12 protein-coding genes and 1 other annotated feature are annotated in these 13,934 nt (G+C 59.0%); of the genes, 7 read left to right on the top strand and 5 right to left on the bottom strand.

Annotated features, from left to right (window positions below):
- The 5 genes from hisH to hisG are packed head-to-tail and all read right to left on the bottom strand — an operon-like array spanning position 1 to position 5,056.
- Positions 1–630 (bottom strand): imidazole glycerol phosphate synthase subunit HisH, encoded by a 630-nt coding sequence (hisH, locus tag ACB040_RS15185; protein ID WP_338770926.1) that lies wholly within the window; start codon positions 628–630, stop codon positions 1–3.
- Complete coding sequence (gene hisB / locus ACB040_RS15180) at positions 630–1,739, bottom strand: bifunctional histidinol-phosphatase/imidazoleglycerol-phosphate dehydratase HisB (RefSeq protein WP_338770924.1); 1,110 nt, start codon at positions 1,737–1,739, stop codon at positions 630–632. Before hisB ends, hisH begins: the two co-directional genes overlap by 1 nt.
- 15 nt (positions 1,740–1,754) lie before the next feature.
- A complete protein-coding gene (gene hisC / locus ACB040_RS15175) occupies positions 1,755–2,825 on the bottom strand; it encodes a histidinol-phosphate transaminase (RefSeq protein ID WP_371155454.1) in 1,071 nt (356 codons plus the stop codon).
- Positions 2,822–4,147 carry a histidinol dehydrogenase gene (gene hisD / locus ACB040_RS15170; protein WP_338774949.1) on the bottom strand — a complete coding sequence of 442 codons (1,326 nt, stop codon included), beginning with the start codon at positions 4,145–4,147 and terminating at the stop codon, positions 2,822–2,824. The genes hisC and hisD overlap by 4 nt, the downstream gene beginning before the upstream one ends.
- A gap of 12 nt (positions 4,148–4,159) precedes the next feature.
- The gene (hisG, locus tag ACB040_RS15165; RefSeq protein ID WP_042080809.1) at positions 4,160–5,056 is read right to left on the bottom strand and encodes an ATP phosphoribosyltransferase; all 897 of its coding nucleotides are present in this window, start codon (positions 5,054–5,056) and stop codon (positions 4,160–4,162) included.
- 28 nt (positions 5,057–5,084) lie between these two features.
- Positions 5,085–5,209, bottom strand: a sequence feature (His leader region).
- Positions 5,210–5,393: 184 nt separating this feature from the next.
- On the opposite strand from hisG, the gene ACB040_RS15160 reads away from it, so the two are divergent.
- The 7 genes from ACB040_RS15160 to rnd all read left to right on the top strand — a co-directional run bounded on the left by ACB040_RS15160 (position 5,394) and on the right by rnd (position 13,024).
- Positions 5,394–5,639 carry a hypothetical protein gene (locus ACB040_RS15160; protein ID WP_005352171.1) on the top strand — a complete coding sequence of 82 codons (246 nt, stop codon included), beginning with the start codon at positions 5,394–5,396 and terminating at the stop codon, positions 5,637–5,639.
- Between the two features lie 67 nt (positions 5,640–5,706).
- Positions 5,707–7,626 (top strand): ATP-dependent DNA helicase, encoded by a 1,920-nt coding sequence (locus ACB040_RS15155; protein WP_338774948.1) that lies wholly within the window; start codon positions 5,707–5,709, stop codon positions 7,624–7,626.
- A gap of 90 nt (positions 7,627–7,716) precedes the next feature.
- A complete protein-coding gene (tsaB, locus tag ACB040_RS15150; protein WP_162516075.1) occupies positions 7,717–8,418 on the top strand; it encodes a tRNA (adenosine(37)-N6)-threonylcarbamoyltransferase complex dimerization subunit type 1 TsaB in 702 nt (233 codons plus the stop codon).
- A gap of 118 nt (positions 8,419–8,536) precedes the next feature.
- A complete protein-coding gene (locus ACB040_RS15145) occupies positions 8,537–9,052 on the top strand; it encodes a Slp family lipoprotein (protein ID WP_041202708.1) in 516 nt (171 codons plus the stop codon).
- Between the two features lie 20 nt (positions 9,053–9,072).
- Positions 9,073–9,939, top strand: coding sequence for an alpha/beta hydrolase (locus ACB040_RS15140; protein WP_338774947.1), 867 nt, complete (start codon positions 9,073–9,075; stop codon positions 9,937–9,939).
- Between the two features lie 198 nt (positions 9,940–10,137).
- Complete coding sequence (gene fadD, locus ACB040_RS15135) at positions 10,138–11,814, top strand: long-chain-fatty-acid--CoA ligase FadD (RefSeq protein ID WP_338774993.1); 1,677 nt, start codon at positions 10,138–10,140, stop codon at positions 11,812–11,814.
- 97 nt (positions 11,815–11,911) lie between these two features.
- Positions 11,912–13,024, top strand: a complete 1,113-nt coding sequence (gene rnd / locus ACB040_RS15130; RefSeq protein WP_371155458.1) for a ribonuclease D — start codon at positions 11,912–11,914, stop codon at positions 13,022–13,024.
- Positions 13,025–13,934: the final 910 nt, after the last annotated feature.

The following is a 13,934-nucleotide window of genomic DNA, read 5'->3' as shown; positions in this document are numbered from 1 at the left end:
TCACAGCTCCAGAAAATTTTGCAGCAAACGGGCACCGGCTGCGCCTGAGCGCTCCGGGTGGAATTGGGCGCCAAAGAAGTTTTCACGGGCCACAATCGCGGTAAAAGGGTTGCCGTAGTCACAAGTCGCCAGCGTTGCTTCTGTCACCTCCAGCGCATAGGAGTGGACGAAATAGAAGTAGCTGCCGCTCGGGATCCCCTTGAGCAGGGGATGGCTCTCGTCATGCTCAATCTGGTTCCAGCCCATATGGGGCAGGCGCAGATCGCCCACTTCCATCAGCCGGATCTTGCCCGGTACTATGCCAAGGCAGTCGATGAGATCGCCTTCACTGCCATCGGCACTCATGCTCTCTTCGGAAGCCTCCGCCAACATCTGCATGCCGAGGCAAAAGCCCAGCAGCGGCTGCTTGGCGGCGCGAATGAGCGGCACCAGCCCGCGCTCGTTGAGGTTTTTCATGGCGGCTACCGCGGTGCCGACGCCGGGCAGGATCAGCTTGTCCGCCTGCTCGATATCGGCTGCCTGGCTTGAGACCAGCGGCTGCACACCGAGGCGTTCGAACGCCATTCTGACCGAGGCCAGATTCGCGCAGCCGGTATCGATAATGACCAGCTTCTGCTTGCTCACATCCATCACAGCACTCCCTTGCTGGAGGGAAGCTCGCTCCCTTCCACCCGAATAGCCTGACGCAGGGCGCGGCCAAAGCCTTTGAACAGCGCCTCCACCTGATGGTGGGTGTTGCCGCTGCCCACCTTCATCTGCAATGTGATGGCCATGGCGTCCGACAGCGAGCGGAAGAAGTGGGGCACCATCTCGGTGGCCATCTCGCCCACCTTGTCGCGGCCAAAGCCGCTCGGGCAGTCGAACACGAAGTAGGGGCGACCGCTGAGATCCAGCGCTGTGCTCACCTCCTGCTCGGTCAGCGGGCGCGCATCGATCACCGCCTGCACCTCGTCCATCGCCAGCACGAAGCCGAAACGGCCGATGCCGCGCTTGTTGCCAAGGGCCTGACGCAGCGCCTGACCGAGGGCCAGCCCCACATCTTCCACCGTGTGGTGATCGTCGATATGCAGATCGCCGCTGACGTTCAGCTTGAGCTGGAAACCGGCGTGGGTGGCAATTTGATCCAGCATGTGATCAAAGAAACCGATGCCGGTGGCGATCTGGTTGCCGCCGCTCTTGTCTAAATCCACTGCCACCTGGATGCGGGTCTCCTTGGTATAGCGCTCTACCTCGGCAACTCGTCCTTTTGAGAGCAACTGATCACGGATGGCGAGCCAGTTGTGATCCTGCGGGTGGTAGCGAATACCGCCAATGCCCATATTCTCGGCCAGCTGCAGATCGGTCTGGCGATCGCCAATCACGAAGGAGTTGGCAAAGTCGATGCGACCCGAGGCGAGATACGCCTTCACCAGTCCAAGGTGGGGTTTGCGGCAGCTGCAACCGTCGGTGGGGAAGTGCGGGCAGATCAGCACCTGCTCCCACTTCACCCCTTGCGATTCAAACAGGTGCATCATCAGGTCGTGGGGCGGCTGGAAGTTCTCCTGCGGCAGGCTGGCGGTGCCCAGCCCATCCTGATTGGTCACCATCACCAGCACGTAGCCGGCGGCCTGCAACTCGCGCAGCACCGGAATGACCATGGGCTCGAAGCGCAGCTTGGCGAGGCTATCCACCTGCTTGTCGGTCACTGGCTCTTCAATCAGGGTGCCGTCGCGGTCGATAAACAAAAACGGGGTCTTCATCGCTACATCCTTGTCTTACAAAGTGGGAGAGGGCAGATCACGCAGTACGGCCAGCACGGCATCCATCTCGCCCTGATAGCCGATGGTGATGCGAATGCTGTTGTCCAGACCCGGCTTGCTGGAGAAATCCCGCAGAATGATGCCGGCGGCCTTCATGGCGGCAAAGACGGCTGCGCCATCCACAAAGCGCACCAGCACGAAGTTGCCCTTGTCCTCGAATACTTCCCTTACGCAGGCAAGCGTTGTCAGCTCTGCCTTGAAAGCGGCTTTTTGCTTGTTGAGCTCCATTACTCGCTCGCGCATCAGCTCCAGCCCCATGGGGGAGAGGGCCTGCGCCGCGATCTGGGCGATGGGCTCGGGGATGGGGTAGGGGGCAATCACTTTGGCCAGCATGGCGATCACCTCGGGGCTTGCCAGCGTAAAGCCGCAGCGGATCCCCGCCAGGGCAAAAGCCTTGGAGAGGGTGCGGGTCACCACCAGATTGGGGAAGCGGGCCAGCAGGTCCACTACGGATGCTTCCGGGCAGAACTCGATATAGGCCTCGTCCACCACCACGATGGCGCGATCCCGGGCTTTTTCCAGCAGGGCGATAAGGCCGTCACGCCCCACCAGATCCCCGGTGGGGTTGTTGGGGGAGCAGAGAAACACCAGTTTCACGTCACTGAGGCGATCGGCGATGGCGGGCCAGTCCGGCTGGTGGCTGGCGGTCAGCGGCTGCTCGACGATACCGACGCCGCAGGTCTCGGCGCTGATGGCGTACATGCCGTAAGTCGGCGGGCAGATGAGGATCTGATCTTCACCCACTTCGCAGAAGGTGCGAATAAGCAGCTCGATGGCCTCGTCGGCGCCGCGGCTCACCAGCACCTGATCGGGATTAACCCCGGCATAGGCGGCATAGCCGTTCACCACCTCGGTCGGTTGGCACTCGGGGTAGCGGTTGAGGCGACTCCCCTCGATGGTGAAGGGATAGGCCTGCGGTGCCTCGTTGGCGTTGAGCCAGACGTGGCCCTTGCCGCCGATGCGGCGAGCGGATTGATAAGGGGTGAGGGCCCGCACCACGCGGCGCGCCAGATTGGCAATGCTCATGACAAATCCTTCTGCTGTGCTGTTGGTTGGGGCGCGGCGGCCAGAGCGTTCAACCTGAGGGTGACGGCATTTTTGTGGCCATCGAGCCCTTCGGCCTGGGCGATGCGCTCGACAATGGGGCCAAGGCCCTGAATGCCACGCTCGCTCAGCTCCTGCACCGTGTAGCGGCGCTGATAATCGGCAAGGCCAAGGCTGGAGCAGGTGCGGGCATAGCCATAGGTAGGCAGAGTGTGGTTGGTGCCGCTGGCGTAATCGCCGACTGACTCGGGGGTCCATGCTCCCAGAAAGATGGAACCGGCATTCTCGAGTTTCTCCAGCAGCTCGCGGGGGGCACGGGTCTGCACGATCAGGTGCTCCGGCGCATAGGCGTTGGAGATGGCGCACGCTTCGGCCAGATCGTCACAGAGGATCACCAGACTGCTGCCGAGCGCCTGGGCGGCGATATCGCGGCGGCTCAACTTGGCCAGCTGGCTCTTGATTTCCCCTGCGATGGCATCGGCCAGCAGTGGCGAGGTGGTCACCAGCACTACCTGACTGTCTGGGCCATGCTCGGCCTGGGAGAGCAGATCCGCCGCCACGAAGGCGGGGTTGGCGCTCTCGTCGGCGATCACCAGCACCTCGGAGGGGCCGGCGGGCATATCGATGGCGGCGCCGCGCCAGTCGCGGGATACCTGCCCCTTGGCTTCGGTCACATAGGCGTTGCCCGGGCCGAAGATCTTGTCCACCTTGGGGATGCTCTCGGTGCCGTAAGCCATGGCGGCGATGGCCTGGGCACCGCCGATGGCGAACACCTTCTCGACGCCGCAGGCGCGGGCGGCAAACAGGATCTCGTCGCTGGCGGGGGACGGGGTGCAGAGCACCACTTCACGGCAACCGGCTAAGCGTGCCGGAATGGCCAGCATCATCACGGTGGAGGGGAGCGGCGCGCTGCCCCCCGGCACATAGAGGCCGACTCGACTGATGGGTTGGGTGCGCAGCTCGCACACCACCCCGGGCTGGGTTTCTACCCGTACCACCGGCTGCACTTGCGCAGCGTGGAAGGTGCGAATGTTGGCAATGGCCGCTTCGATAGCATTTTTGATGTCGTCATCCAGCCGCGCGCAGGCGGCTTCAATCTCATCTTCGCTAACACGCAACTGCTCACGGGGGGCGCGCTCGAAGCGCTGGCTCAGCTCGCGCAGGGCCTCGTCGCCCCGGCTGCGTACCGCAGCGATGATATCCCGCACCACGGCGCCGATATCGGCCTCGTCACTCAAGGCCGGGCGGGTCAGCACGTCGGCCTGCTGGGTGGGGGAGAGGGTCTTCCAGATCAGGGTCTGCATGATGTCCCTTCCTTATTCCATCATTTTTTCGATGGGCAGCACCAGAATGGAGCTGGCACCCAGAGCCTTGAGCTGCTCCATGGTCTCCCAGAACAGGGTCTCGCTGGAGACGACGTGCAGGGCCACCTGATTGGTGTCACCGGCCAGTTGCATGATGGTGGGGCGCTCGGCACCCGGCAGCAGATCGGTGATGGCATCGAGCTTGTCTTTGGGGGCGTGCAGCATGATGTATTTGCTCTCGCGGGCCTGCTGCATCCCCTGAATGCGGGGCAGCAGTTTGTCGATGAGCTTCTGTTTGGCATCAGACAAGGGGTTGGGGGCCTGGACCAGTACCGCCTTGGAGCGGTAGATCACCTCCACCTCTTTGAGGCCATTGGCTTCCAGGGTCGCGCCGGTGGAGACCAGATCGCAGATGGCATCGGCCAGGCCCGCGCGTGGCGCCACTTCCACCGAGCCGCCCAGCATCACGCTCTTGAAGCCAAGGCCCTTTTCGTCAAAGAAGCGCTTGAGCAGCCCCGGGTAGGAGGTGGCAATGCGCTTGCCCGCCAGACTCTGTGGCCCTGTGTAGGTCACATCTTCCGGTACCGCCAGTGAGAGGCGGCAGCCACCAAAGTCCAGCTGCTTGAGGGTTTTGACCTCCGCAGGCAATCCTTGTGAAGCGCGAATAAGCTGCACCTCTTCCAGCACGTTCTCGCCGATGATGCCAAGGTCGACCACCCCTTCCATCACCAGACCCGGGATGTCGTCATCACGGACCCGCAGGATATCGATGGGCATGTTCTCGACATGGGCGATAAGGCGCTGCTCGCGCAGGTTGATCTTGAGGCCACAGCTCTTGAACAGGGCTTGGGAGTCCTGGCTCAGACGACCGGACTTTTGCATGGCGATACGTAGACGTTGTGTTTCCATTGCTCGATTTCCTTCTAGTCAAAAACGAAAAAACCCTCGGAAGTGGGTGCTTCCGAGGGTTTATGAATCTTGCGGTCCTTTTGGAAGTCACCAGTTAAGTGTCTTCCAGCAGTCAACCTCCTGAAAGACTAGTCGGGATGATGGTGGTGATGAGTCTTCAGGGTGGCGAACTTCATGTAATCAATCCTTTACAAAATAAGATGTCGTAATTGACGCCTGATTTAAACTACCTGCCTTGACAGAAAATGCAACCCGAAATTGTGATTTGATCGATTAAAGTGGCGAAAACGGTTTTCTGGTCGATAACTAGACAATAACCCCTGCAGGAGTCGCCATCATGCCCAGCCAGGACCTGTTGTTCCCCATTTTGCCCCGGGCGCCTGCCGCGCCCGGCAGCGAAGAGATCAAGCGGGAAGTGAACCAGATCAGCAAAAAGCACCAGCTGCGCAAGACCAGCACTGACAACAGTGACTCCCAGCAGCGCCAGCAGGCGTATAGCACGCCCGCCAAGCGTGATCAGCCCAAGGCGGAGGAGGACGATCACAAGCCGGACCCCGAGCATCAGATCGATCTGTTCGTCTAGGCAGATTATCTGTCCCGCTTTTGCCGCGCTTTTGGCATAATGGCCGCTTTTGCTGCGGGACGCCCTTTTGACCATCCAGACCCTGTTCAAGCCAGATGGCCCTCTGGCCAGCCATATCGACGGTTTCAAAGCCCGCGCTCCCCAACTGGAGATGGCCGAAGCGGTCGCGCGCGCCATCAAGAGTGGTGGCCGTCTGCTGGTGGAGGCAGGAACCGGTACCGGCAAGACCTACGCCTATCTGGTCCCTGCGCTGGAATCCGGCAAGCGGGTGGTGATCAGCACCGGCTCCAAGAACCTGCAGGAGCAGCTCTTCTATCGGGATCTCCCGACCATCACAGGGGCGCTCTCCTACACCCCGCCGGTGGCCTTGCTCAAAGGGCGCAGCAACTATCTGTGCATCGAGCGGATGAACCGGCTCTTGAGCGAATCCCATCTGCAAAAGCCTGAAATTCTCAACGATCTGGTGAAGGTCAAATCCTGGTCCACTGCTACCGATAACGGCGATGTGGGGGATATTCCAGGATTGCAGGAGAACGCCGAGATCCTCGCCCACGTCACCAGCACCAACGACAATTGCCTCGGCCGCGACTGCCCCTATTACGACGACTGCCATCTGGTGGTGGCTCGACGCCGCGCCATGGATGCCCAGGTGGTGGTGATCAACCATCACCTCTTCTTCGCCGATATGGCGGTGAAAGACACCGGATTTGGCGAGTTGGTGCCACAGGCGCAAGTCTACGTGTTTGACGAGGCGCACCAGCTGCCGGAGATCGCCACCAACTACTTCGGCAAGTCGGTGGGCAGCCGAACGATTCAGGATTTGGCGCAGGATATCCAGCTGGCCTATCGGGCCGAAGCCCACGACATGGCCCAGCTCGGCAAGGCGGCCGACCGGCTTGCCATTGCCAGTCAGGATCTGCGGCTCGCCTTCGGGGTGGATGGTGGTCGCGGCAATACCCGCGACATGCTGCGCCAACCGCTCTGGGGCCAGGCACTGGCTCGTCTTAATGACGCCATCGGGCTCTGCTATGAAGTGCTGAAGCTGGCGCTGGGGCGGGGTGAACAGCTGGATCACGCTTTCGAGCGGATCAGTGAACTGCGCACCCGCCTTGGCGAGGTGCTGGCGGTCAATCAGACCGGATTCTCCTACTGGTATGACTGCTCACGGCTGCACTTTACCCTCAACCTGACGCCACTCTCGGTAGCCGAGCGCTTTGGCTCAGAGGTGCTGCGCCCCGAGGTGGCCTGGGTCTTTACCTCTGCCACGCTGACTGTCGATCAACGTTTCGATCACTTCAAGGCCGAGCTGGGACTGGCTGGCAGCGCCGAGCTAATCCTCGACAGCCCGTTTGACTATGGCGAGCAGGCACGGCTCTGCGTGCCGCGCTTCCTGCCCGAGCCCAACGCCTTTGGCCGTGGAGAGCAGCTGGCCAATCTGATGATCCCCCTCATCAACAAGACGCCAGGGGGCTGTTTCTTCCTCTGCACCAGCCATCAGGTGATGCGTCAGGTAGTCGAGGTGCTGCGCCGGGAGATTGGCCGCACCGTCTTGTTGCAGGGGGAGGACAACAAGCAGCGGTTGCTCAAGGAGTTTGTCGAGAATGGCCGCGCCGTGCTGGTGGCGACCAGCAGCTTCTGGGAGGGGATCGACGTGCGAGGGGCGGCGTTGTCGTGTGTTATCATCGACAAGCTGCCGTTTGCCAGCCCCGATGATCCGCTGCTCAAGTCGCGGGTGGATGATTGCAAGCTCAAGGGGGGTGATCCCTTCGCTGAGCTGCAGTTGCCCAAGGCGGTGATTGCCCTCAAGCAGGGGGTGGGGCGGCTTATTCGTGATCGCAGTGATCACGGGGTACTGGTGATCTGTGATCCACGCATGGTCAACAAGCCTTATGGCGCCACCTTTATCAAGAGTCTGCCCGCCATCCCTCGCACCCGGGAGTTGGGAACGTTGGGGAGCTTTTTCGATCGCACTGAACGCGGTGAATAAGTGTGCCGCCAGCTAACAGATTTGAACAACGGGTGAGCATATCTCGCTTGCCGGTTATGTAATTGACTGATTTTATAGAGATTGGAAAGCATGAACGAGTTGAAGATCCTGGCCGTTGATACCGCCACCGAAGCCTGCTCCGCCGCCTTGCTGGTGGGTGACAAGCTGTTCTCCCGCTGGGAGGAGGCGCCACGGGATCACACCCGAAAAATCCTGCCCATGGTTCAGGCTGTGTTAGAGGATGCCGGGATAAGTTTGAGTGACCTCGATGCCATCGCGTTCGGTCGCGGCCCGGGCTCCTTTACCGGCGTGCGGATCGGCATCAGTGTGGCACAGGGGCTGGCGTTTGGTGCGGGTGTGCCGCTGATTGGCATCTCGACCCTGGCCGCCATGGCGCAAGGCGCCTATCGACTGGATGGTGCCCAGCAGGTGCTGACCGCCATCGATGCGCGGATGAACGAGGTCTATTTCGGCCGCTATGAGCTGATCGATGGCCGCATGCAGCTGGTGGGGGACGAGGTGGTGAGCGAGCCCGCGGCACTGGTTGACGTTCGTGGCAAGTTGGCGGGCCCTGTGACCTGCGTCGGCACCGGTTTTGAGACCTATGGCGAGACCCTGAATGGTCTGGCCGATGAGCTGGCGGAGAGTCAGGTGCGCTTCCCGGCGGCAGAGGACATGCTGCCGCTGGCCCGCGCCGCCTGGCTGGCGGGGGAGGCTGTGCCTGTGGAGCAGGCACAGCCGGTCTATTTGCGTGACAAGGTGACCTGGAAAAAACTGCCGGGTCGCGAATAAGGGCAGGAGCAGTGACAGCATGTCGCTCTTGCCGCTCATCAGCTGCAACACAAGCGGATGGCCCGACGGGCCACGCTGGCAACAGGAGAGTGACATGATGCGTAATAGCAGAAGCGACATGATGAAACGCGGGATGGTGGTCGGGGCACTGGCTCTGCTGCTCGGGGCCTGCAGCTCGGTCCCCAAAGAGCTGGCCTATGAGCCAGAAAACCAGCTGGTGGCCTATCAGCCTGCCCTTGGCGGAATGGAGGGCAAACCGGCCCGCTGGAGCGGCGTTATCTCGGCGGTGCACAACAAGGCGGATCAGAGCGTCATTGAAGTGGTCTATCTGCCGCTCAAGTCCAACGGTGTGCCGGAGCAGACCGAGCAGAGCCCGGGTCGCTTTCTGGCCATCATGAAGGGTTTTGTCGACCCGACCCTCTACGCCAAGGGGCGCAGCCTGACGGTGCTTGGCACCATAGGCAAACCGGTGGATAGCCAGATTGGCGAGCACAAGTACCGCTTCTCTGTGCTCAATGTGACGGGCAGCAAGCTGTGGCCGCCAGTCAAGGAGGTGGAGGTGCGCTATATGGACCCCTACTTCTATGACCCCTTCTATGATCCCTTCTGGCCGAGACGGCCGCTGCGTCGTTAAGGCTGGCCATGATCAACCCCATGATGAGTACTCTGTACGAACGTCTGCTGACCCTGGCAGATGGGCGGCGGGTAGCCCTGCTGGATAACCAGTCTGCGGAGCATGATCAGCAGGGCAAACCTCTGCTGATCGCCCTGCATGGCTGGCTCGACAACAGTGCCAGCTTCTTGCCGCTGGCGCCGCATCTGGGGGATTTTCACCTCATTTGTGTCGATCTGCTGGGACATGGTCACTCCGATCACAAAACCACCCCTTATGTCTTTGTCGACTGGCTCGACGATCTCTACCAGATCGTGCAGGCGGCTGGCTGGTCGCGCTTCACTCTGCTCGGTCACTCCCTCGGGGCGTTGATCGCCTCTGCCTATGCCGGGGTGTTCCCCGAACAGGTGGAGCGGTTGATCATGCTGGAGGGGCTGGGGCCGCTGAGCCAGCCCGATGAGGAGGTACCTGCCCAGCTGCGACGTGCGATTTTAAACCGCAGTCGCACCCGGGAGCGCAGTGCCAACGGCTTTGCCTCCATCGATGAGGCTGTCGCCGCCCGTTGCAAAGTGGCGGATATCACGCCGCAGTCGGCGCGCCTTATCTGTGAACGGCAGCTTGAAGAGCGGGCAGGGCGCTGGTACTGGCGCAGCGATCCCCGTTTGCGGGATCTGTCGCCCCTTCGAATGAGTGAAGGGCAAGCCCGGGCACTGATGGCGGCTATCCGTTGTCCTGTGCTGTTGATTCAGGGGGAGCAGGGTTTTGCTGCGCTTGAAGCCCAATGGCAGGCCCGTCAGGATGCCTTCCAGCAGATCGAGCGGGTCATATTGGGTGGAAACCATCATTTTCATATGGAAAATTCGGTTGATACGGCCGTTTGTATCGTAAAGTTTTGTCAAGTTCGGTAGAATCGCCAGCTTTCAATAATTCCAGGTTTGTTTTCTCCCTCACATTTTTCTGTTGTTAATTTGCTGTTAATTGATGTTGCGCTGTGTAAATATGTGCGGCATTAGAGCATCAGCTTAAAACAACCGATTAAAATGGATGTGAACCGGGACGGAGGCAACACAGTGAGCGCACAGGTGCTAGTTATGCAGGAGAAGTTTGTGGAAAAAGTCTGGCTGAAACGTTATCCGGAAGGGGTCCCCGCCGAGATCAATCCAGACCAATACAGCTCCCTGGTCGAGATGTTCGAATCCTCGGTGACCCAGTTTGCCGATCAGCCCGCCTTCGTCAACATGGGCCAAACCATCACCTACCGCCGGCTGGAAGAGCAGTCCCGCGCCTTTGCTGCCTACCTGCAAAACGAGCTGAAGCTGGAGAAAGGGGATCGGGTTGCGGTGATGATGCCGAACCTGCTGCAATACCCCATCGCCGTGTTCGGCATCCTGCGCGCCGGCATGATCGTGGTCAACGTCAACCCGCTCTATACCCCGCGCGAGCTGGAGCATCAGCTCAAAGACTCCGGTGCCAAGGCCATCGTCATCGTCTCCAACTTCGCCCATACCCTGGAAAAGGTGGTCTACGACACCCCGATCAAGCACGTTATCCTGACCCGGATGGGGGACAATCTGGGGCTGGCCAAGGGCACCCTGGTCAACTTCGTGGTCAAGTACGTCAAGAAGCTGGTGCCGAAATACAATCTGCCCCACGCCACCACCATGCGTCAGGCCCTCTCCAAGGGGCGTTTCCTGCAGTACATCAAGCCGGAGATCACCAACGACGATCTCGCCTTCCTGCAGTACACCGGTGGCACCACCGGCCTCTCCAAAGGGGCCATGCTGACTCATCGCAACATGATTGCCAACGTCGAGCAGTGCCTCGGCGTCTATGGCCCCATGCTGGAGCGTGGCAAGGAGTTCGTGGTCACTGCATTGCCGCTCTATCACGTCTTCGCCCTGACCGTGAACTGCCTGCTCTTTATGCGCATCGGCGGTTACAACCTGCTGATCAGCAACCCGCGCGACATTCCGGGGTTTGTCAAAGAGATCAAGAAGTACCCCTTCACCTGCATTACCGGGGTTAACACCCTGTTCAATGCGCTGGTCAACAACGAAGAGTTTCAGGGGATCGCCTTTGACAAGCTCAAGCTGACCATCGGTGGCGGCATGGCGGTGCAGCGCGCGGTCGCGGAGAAGTGGAAGACGCTGACCGATACCCCGCTGCTGGAAGGCTATGGCCTGACCGAGTGTTCGCCACTGGTGAGCGTCTGCCCTTACGATCTGAGCGATTACAACGGATCCATCGGTCTGCCGGTCTGCTCCACCGATATCCGTCTGGTGGATGACAACGGTCAGGTGATCCACGAATTCGGTACCCCGGGTGAAATGCAGGTACGTGGCCCGCAGGTGATGGTCGGCTACTGGCAGCGCCCAGAGGCCACTGCCGAAGTGATGCAGGATGGCTGGCTCTGTACCGGTGATATCGCCGTGTGCGACGAGCAGGGCTTCTTCAAGATCGTCGATCGCAAGAAGGACATGATCCTGGTCTCCGGTTTCAACGTCTATCCCAACGAGATCGAAGATGTGGTGGCGCTCCATCCGAAAGTGCTGGAAGTGGCCGCCGTCGGCGTGCCGCACAAGGTCTCCGGCGAGCTGGTGAAGATCTTTGTGGTCAAGAAAGATCCAAAGCTGCAGGAGGACGAGATTATTGCCCACTGCCGCAAACATCTGACTGCCTATAAGGTGCCGAAACTGGTAGAATTTCGTGACGAACTTCCCAAGACCAATGTGGGCAAGATCCTGCGCCGCGTACTGCGTGACGAGGAGATTGCCAAGCAGTAAGGCGCTGCACCGGCTTTCTGGTGTGTCGCAGTGATGCAAAACCGTGGGTCATCCCACGGTTTTTTCTTTTTGGCCCTGATCAACCGCGCAGGCACAGATGCAATATCAACTTATCACTCAGCAAGCCGAACTTGAGCAGTATCTCGCTTCTCTGGCCGACGTTCCCCTGGCTATCGATACTGAATTCGTTCGCACCCGCACCTATTATCCCCAGCTTGGCCTGTTTCAGATCTACGACGGCCAGCAACTGGCGCTGCTCGACCCGCTTACTCTCGATCTGGCACCGCTCTGGCAGCGGCTTGGCCGGGCAGGGCAGATCGCCATTTTGCACGCCTCCGGTGAAGATCTGGAGCTGATCCAGCATCAGGCCGGCCATCTGCCCAACCAGATGCACGATACCCAGCTGGCCGCCGCGTTCCTCGGCCACGGCGTATCGGTCGGTTTCGGCGCGCTGGTCAAGGAGTTCCTCGGCGTGGAGCTGGAGAAGGATCAGGCACGTACCGACTGGCTGGCCCGTCCGCTGACCCCGCGCCAGCTTGAATATGCCGCTGCTGACGTCTTCTACCTGATGCCGCTCTACGAGAAGGTGATGGCCAAGTTGCGTGAAAGCGGCAAGTTTGCCTGGTTCGAGCAGGAGTGCCACAGCCACTCCGCCCGCAAGACTCAGGGCAGCGATCCCCGTCAGACCTATCTCGATATCGTCAACGCCTGGCAACTGGGGCGTCGTGAGCTGGCCATCCTGCGTGAACTGGCCGCCTGGCGCCAGCAGGAGGCGGTGCGCCGCGATCTGGCTCTGAACTTTGTGGTCAAAGAGCTGCACCTGTTCAAGGTAGCGGAGCGCCGTGCCGCTTCCCTGCGCGATCTCAACGAGCTCGGCCTCTCGCCCATCGAAATCAAGATCCACGGCAAGCGGATGCTCGATATCGTTGCCAAGGCGCAGCAGAGCGATCCCGACAGCTGGCCCGAGCCCATTCGCCGGCTGGTGGACTATCCCCAGTACAAGGGCGAGCTCAAGCGGATCAAGGCGCTGGTGGAGGAGAAGGCCAAGGCGAGCAATATTCCGCCCGAGCTGATTGCCAGCAAGAAGATCATTCACCAGTACTTCACCTGGAGCTGGCGGATGAACGACGAAGAGCGGGCCCGCAGCGACAAACCGATGCTGCTGCAAGGGTGGCGTCATGAGCTGGTCGGTCACCTGCTGGCACAATAAGCCACCAGACGGTTGCACCTATAAATCAATCCTCACCCTCGGGTGGGGATTTTTTATTTTCAGGGGGTATTTATGATTTAAAATGTCAGAATATCTTGCGGTCGCTTATCAAATAATTGTGGCTCAAGAACAAGAGATAGAAATAAACGCGCTTATTTTTCATGACTGTGATGGCAATAAAAAGTTATATATCATTAATTGTCTTATTGAACTTAATAGTGAAAATTCTTACAAGATAGATAGAGGTAAGTCCGCTACCAATAAGACTACAAACATGCAGATAGGGTGATGCTTCAATAATTCCATTTCGCATGGCAGATGGGCATACTATAAAAATAGTCAACAAGAAGCACATAGGGATATTGATTGTATGCTGTCTATTTATTGCATTTCTATCATCTGGCCATATGAAAAAACCATATTTATATGCCATAACTAAAAAAATGGTGATCAACAATAGGTAGTATATAACTTGAGGCAGTATATAGGTTAGTAAGCTGCTGTAACTGGCCTGAATGGGGACAAACTCAGCTCTATATATTATTTCAAATGCAATATTAACGAGTATTATTATTATACCATGAATGATTGATGGGCGTTTGTAATCTCTGATTCTATATCTGGCTCGTGACTTCTTCAGGAAAAAAATAAATAACAATATGGCAATAGCTAAAGCAAGATACATTTTTGTTCCCAAGTTTTGAGGGTCAGAGACAAATCATGGTGAATTATAAAGACTCGCTTGTACCTATAGCAATGAGGGCTTCAGAAAAAAAAGGAAAAAGGCTGCGGAACACCGCTAATGCCAGTCAGTTAAGCCTGACTGGCATTGTTTTTATTGGCTTTTTGCACCGCATACTTTTGTGGTCTTGCCTTCACACAACGGGGGGAACTCCGCTCCCTTCGCGCC

The organism is Aeromonas sp. S11(2024) (assembly GCF_041402345.1).
GTDB classification, from domain to species: domain Bacteria; phylum Pseudomonadota; class Gammaproteobacteria; order Enterobacterales; family Aeromonadaceae; genus Aeromonas; species Aeromonas veronii.
The sequence above is the reverse complement of the archived record's forward strand: the minus strand, read 5'-3'. Positions and strand labels throughout refer to the sequence as shown.

What these genes read in the sequence shown, in the direction of transcription:
- hisG (WP_042080809.1), bottom strand. Translation starts at nt 5,056, where the DNA reads ATGGAAACACAACGTCTACGTATCGCCATGCAAAAGTCCGGTCGTCTG.
- rnd (WP_371155458.1), top strand. Translation starts at nt 11,912, where the DNA reads ATGCAATATCAACTTATCACTCAGCAAGCCGAACTTGAGCAGTATCTC.
- ACB040_RS15145 (WP_041202708.1), top strand. Translation starts at nt 8,537, where the DNA reads ATGATGAAACGCGGGATGGTGGTCGGGGCACTGGCTCTGCTGCTCGGG.
- tsaB (WP_162516075.1), top strand. Translation starts at nt 7,717, where the DNA reads ATGAACGAGTTGAAGATCCTGGCCGTTGATACCGCCACCGAAGCCTGC.
- hisC (WP_371155454.1), bottom strand. Translation starts at nt 2,825, where the DNA reads ATGAGCATTGCCAATCTGGCGCGCCGCGTGGTGCGGGCCCTCACCCCT.
- ACB040_RS15160 (WP_005352171.1), top strand. Translation starts at nt 5,394, where the DNA reads ATGCCCAGCCAGGACCTGTTGTTCCCCATTTTGCCCCGGGCGCCTGCC.
- hisB (WP_338770924.1), bottom strand. Translation starts at nt 1,739, where the DNA reads ATGAAGACCCCGTTTTTGTTTATCGACCGCGACGGCACCCTGATTGAA.
- ACB040_RS15140 (WP_338774947.1), top strand. Translation starts at nt 9,073, where the DNA reads ATGATGAGTACTCTGTACGAACGTCTGCTGACCCTGGCAGATGGGCGG.
- hisH (WP_338770926.1), bottom strand. Translation starts at nt 630, where the DNA reads ATGGATGTGAGCAAGCAGAAGCTGGTCATTATCGATACCGGCTGCGCG.
- hisD (WP_338774949.1), bottom strand. Translation starts at nt 4,147, where the DNA reads ATGCAGACCCTGATCTGGAAGACCCTCTCCCCCACCCAGCAGGCCGAC.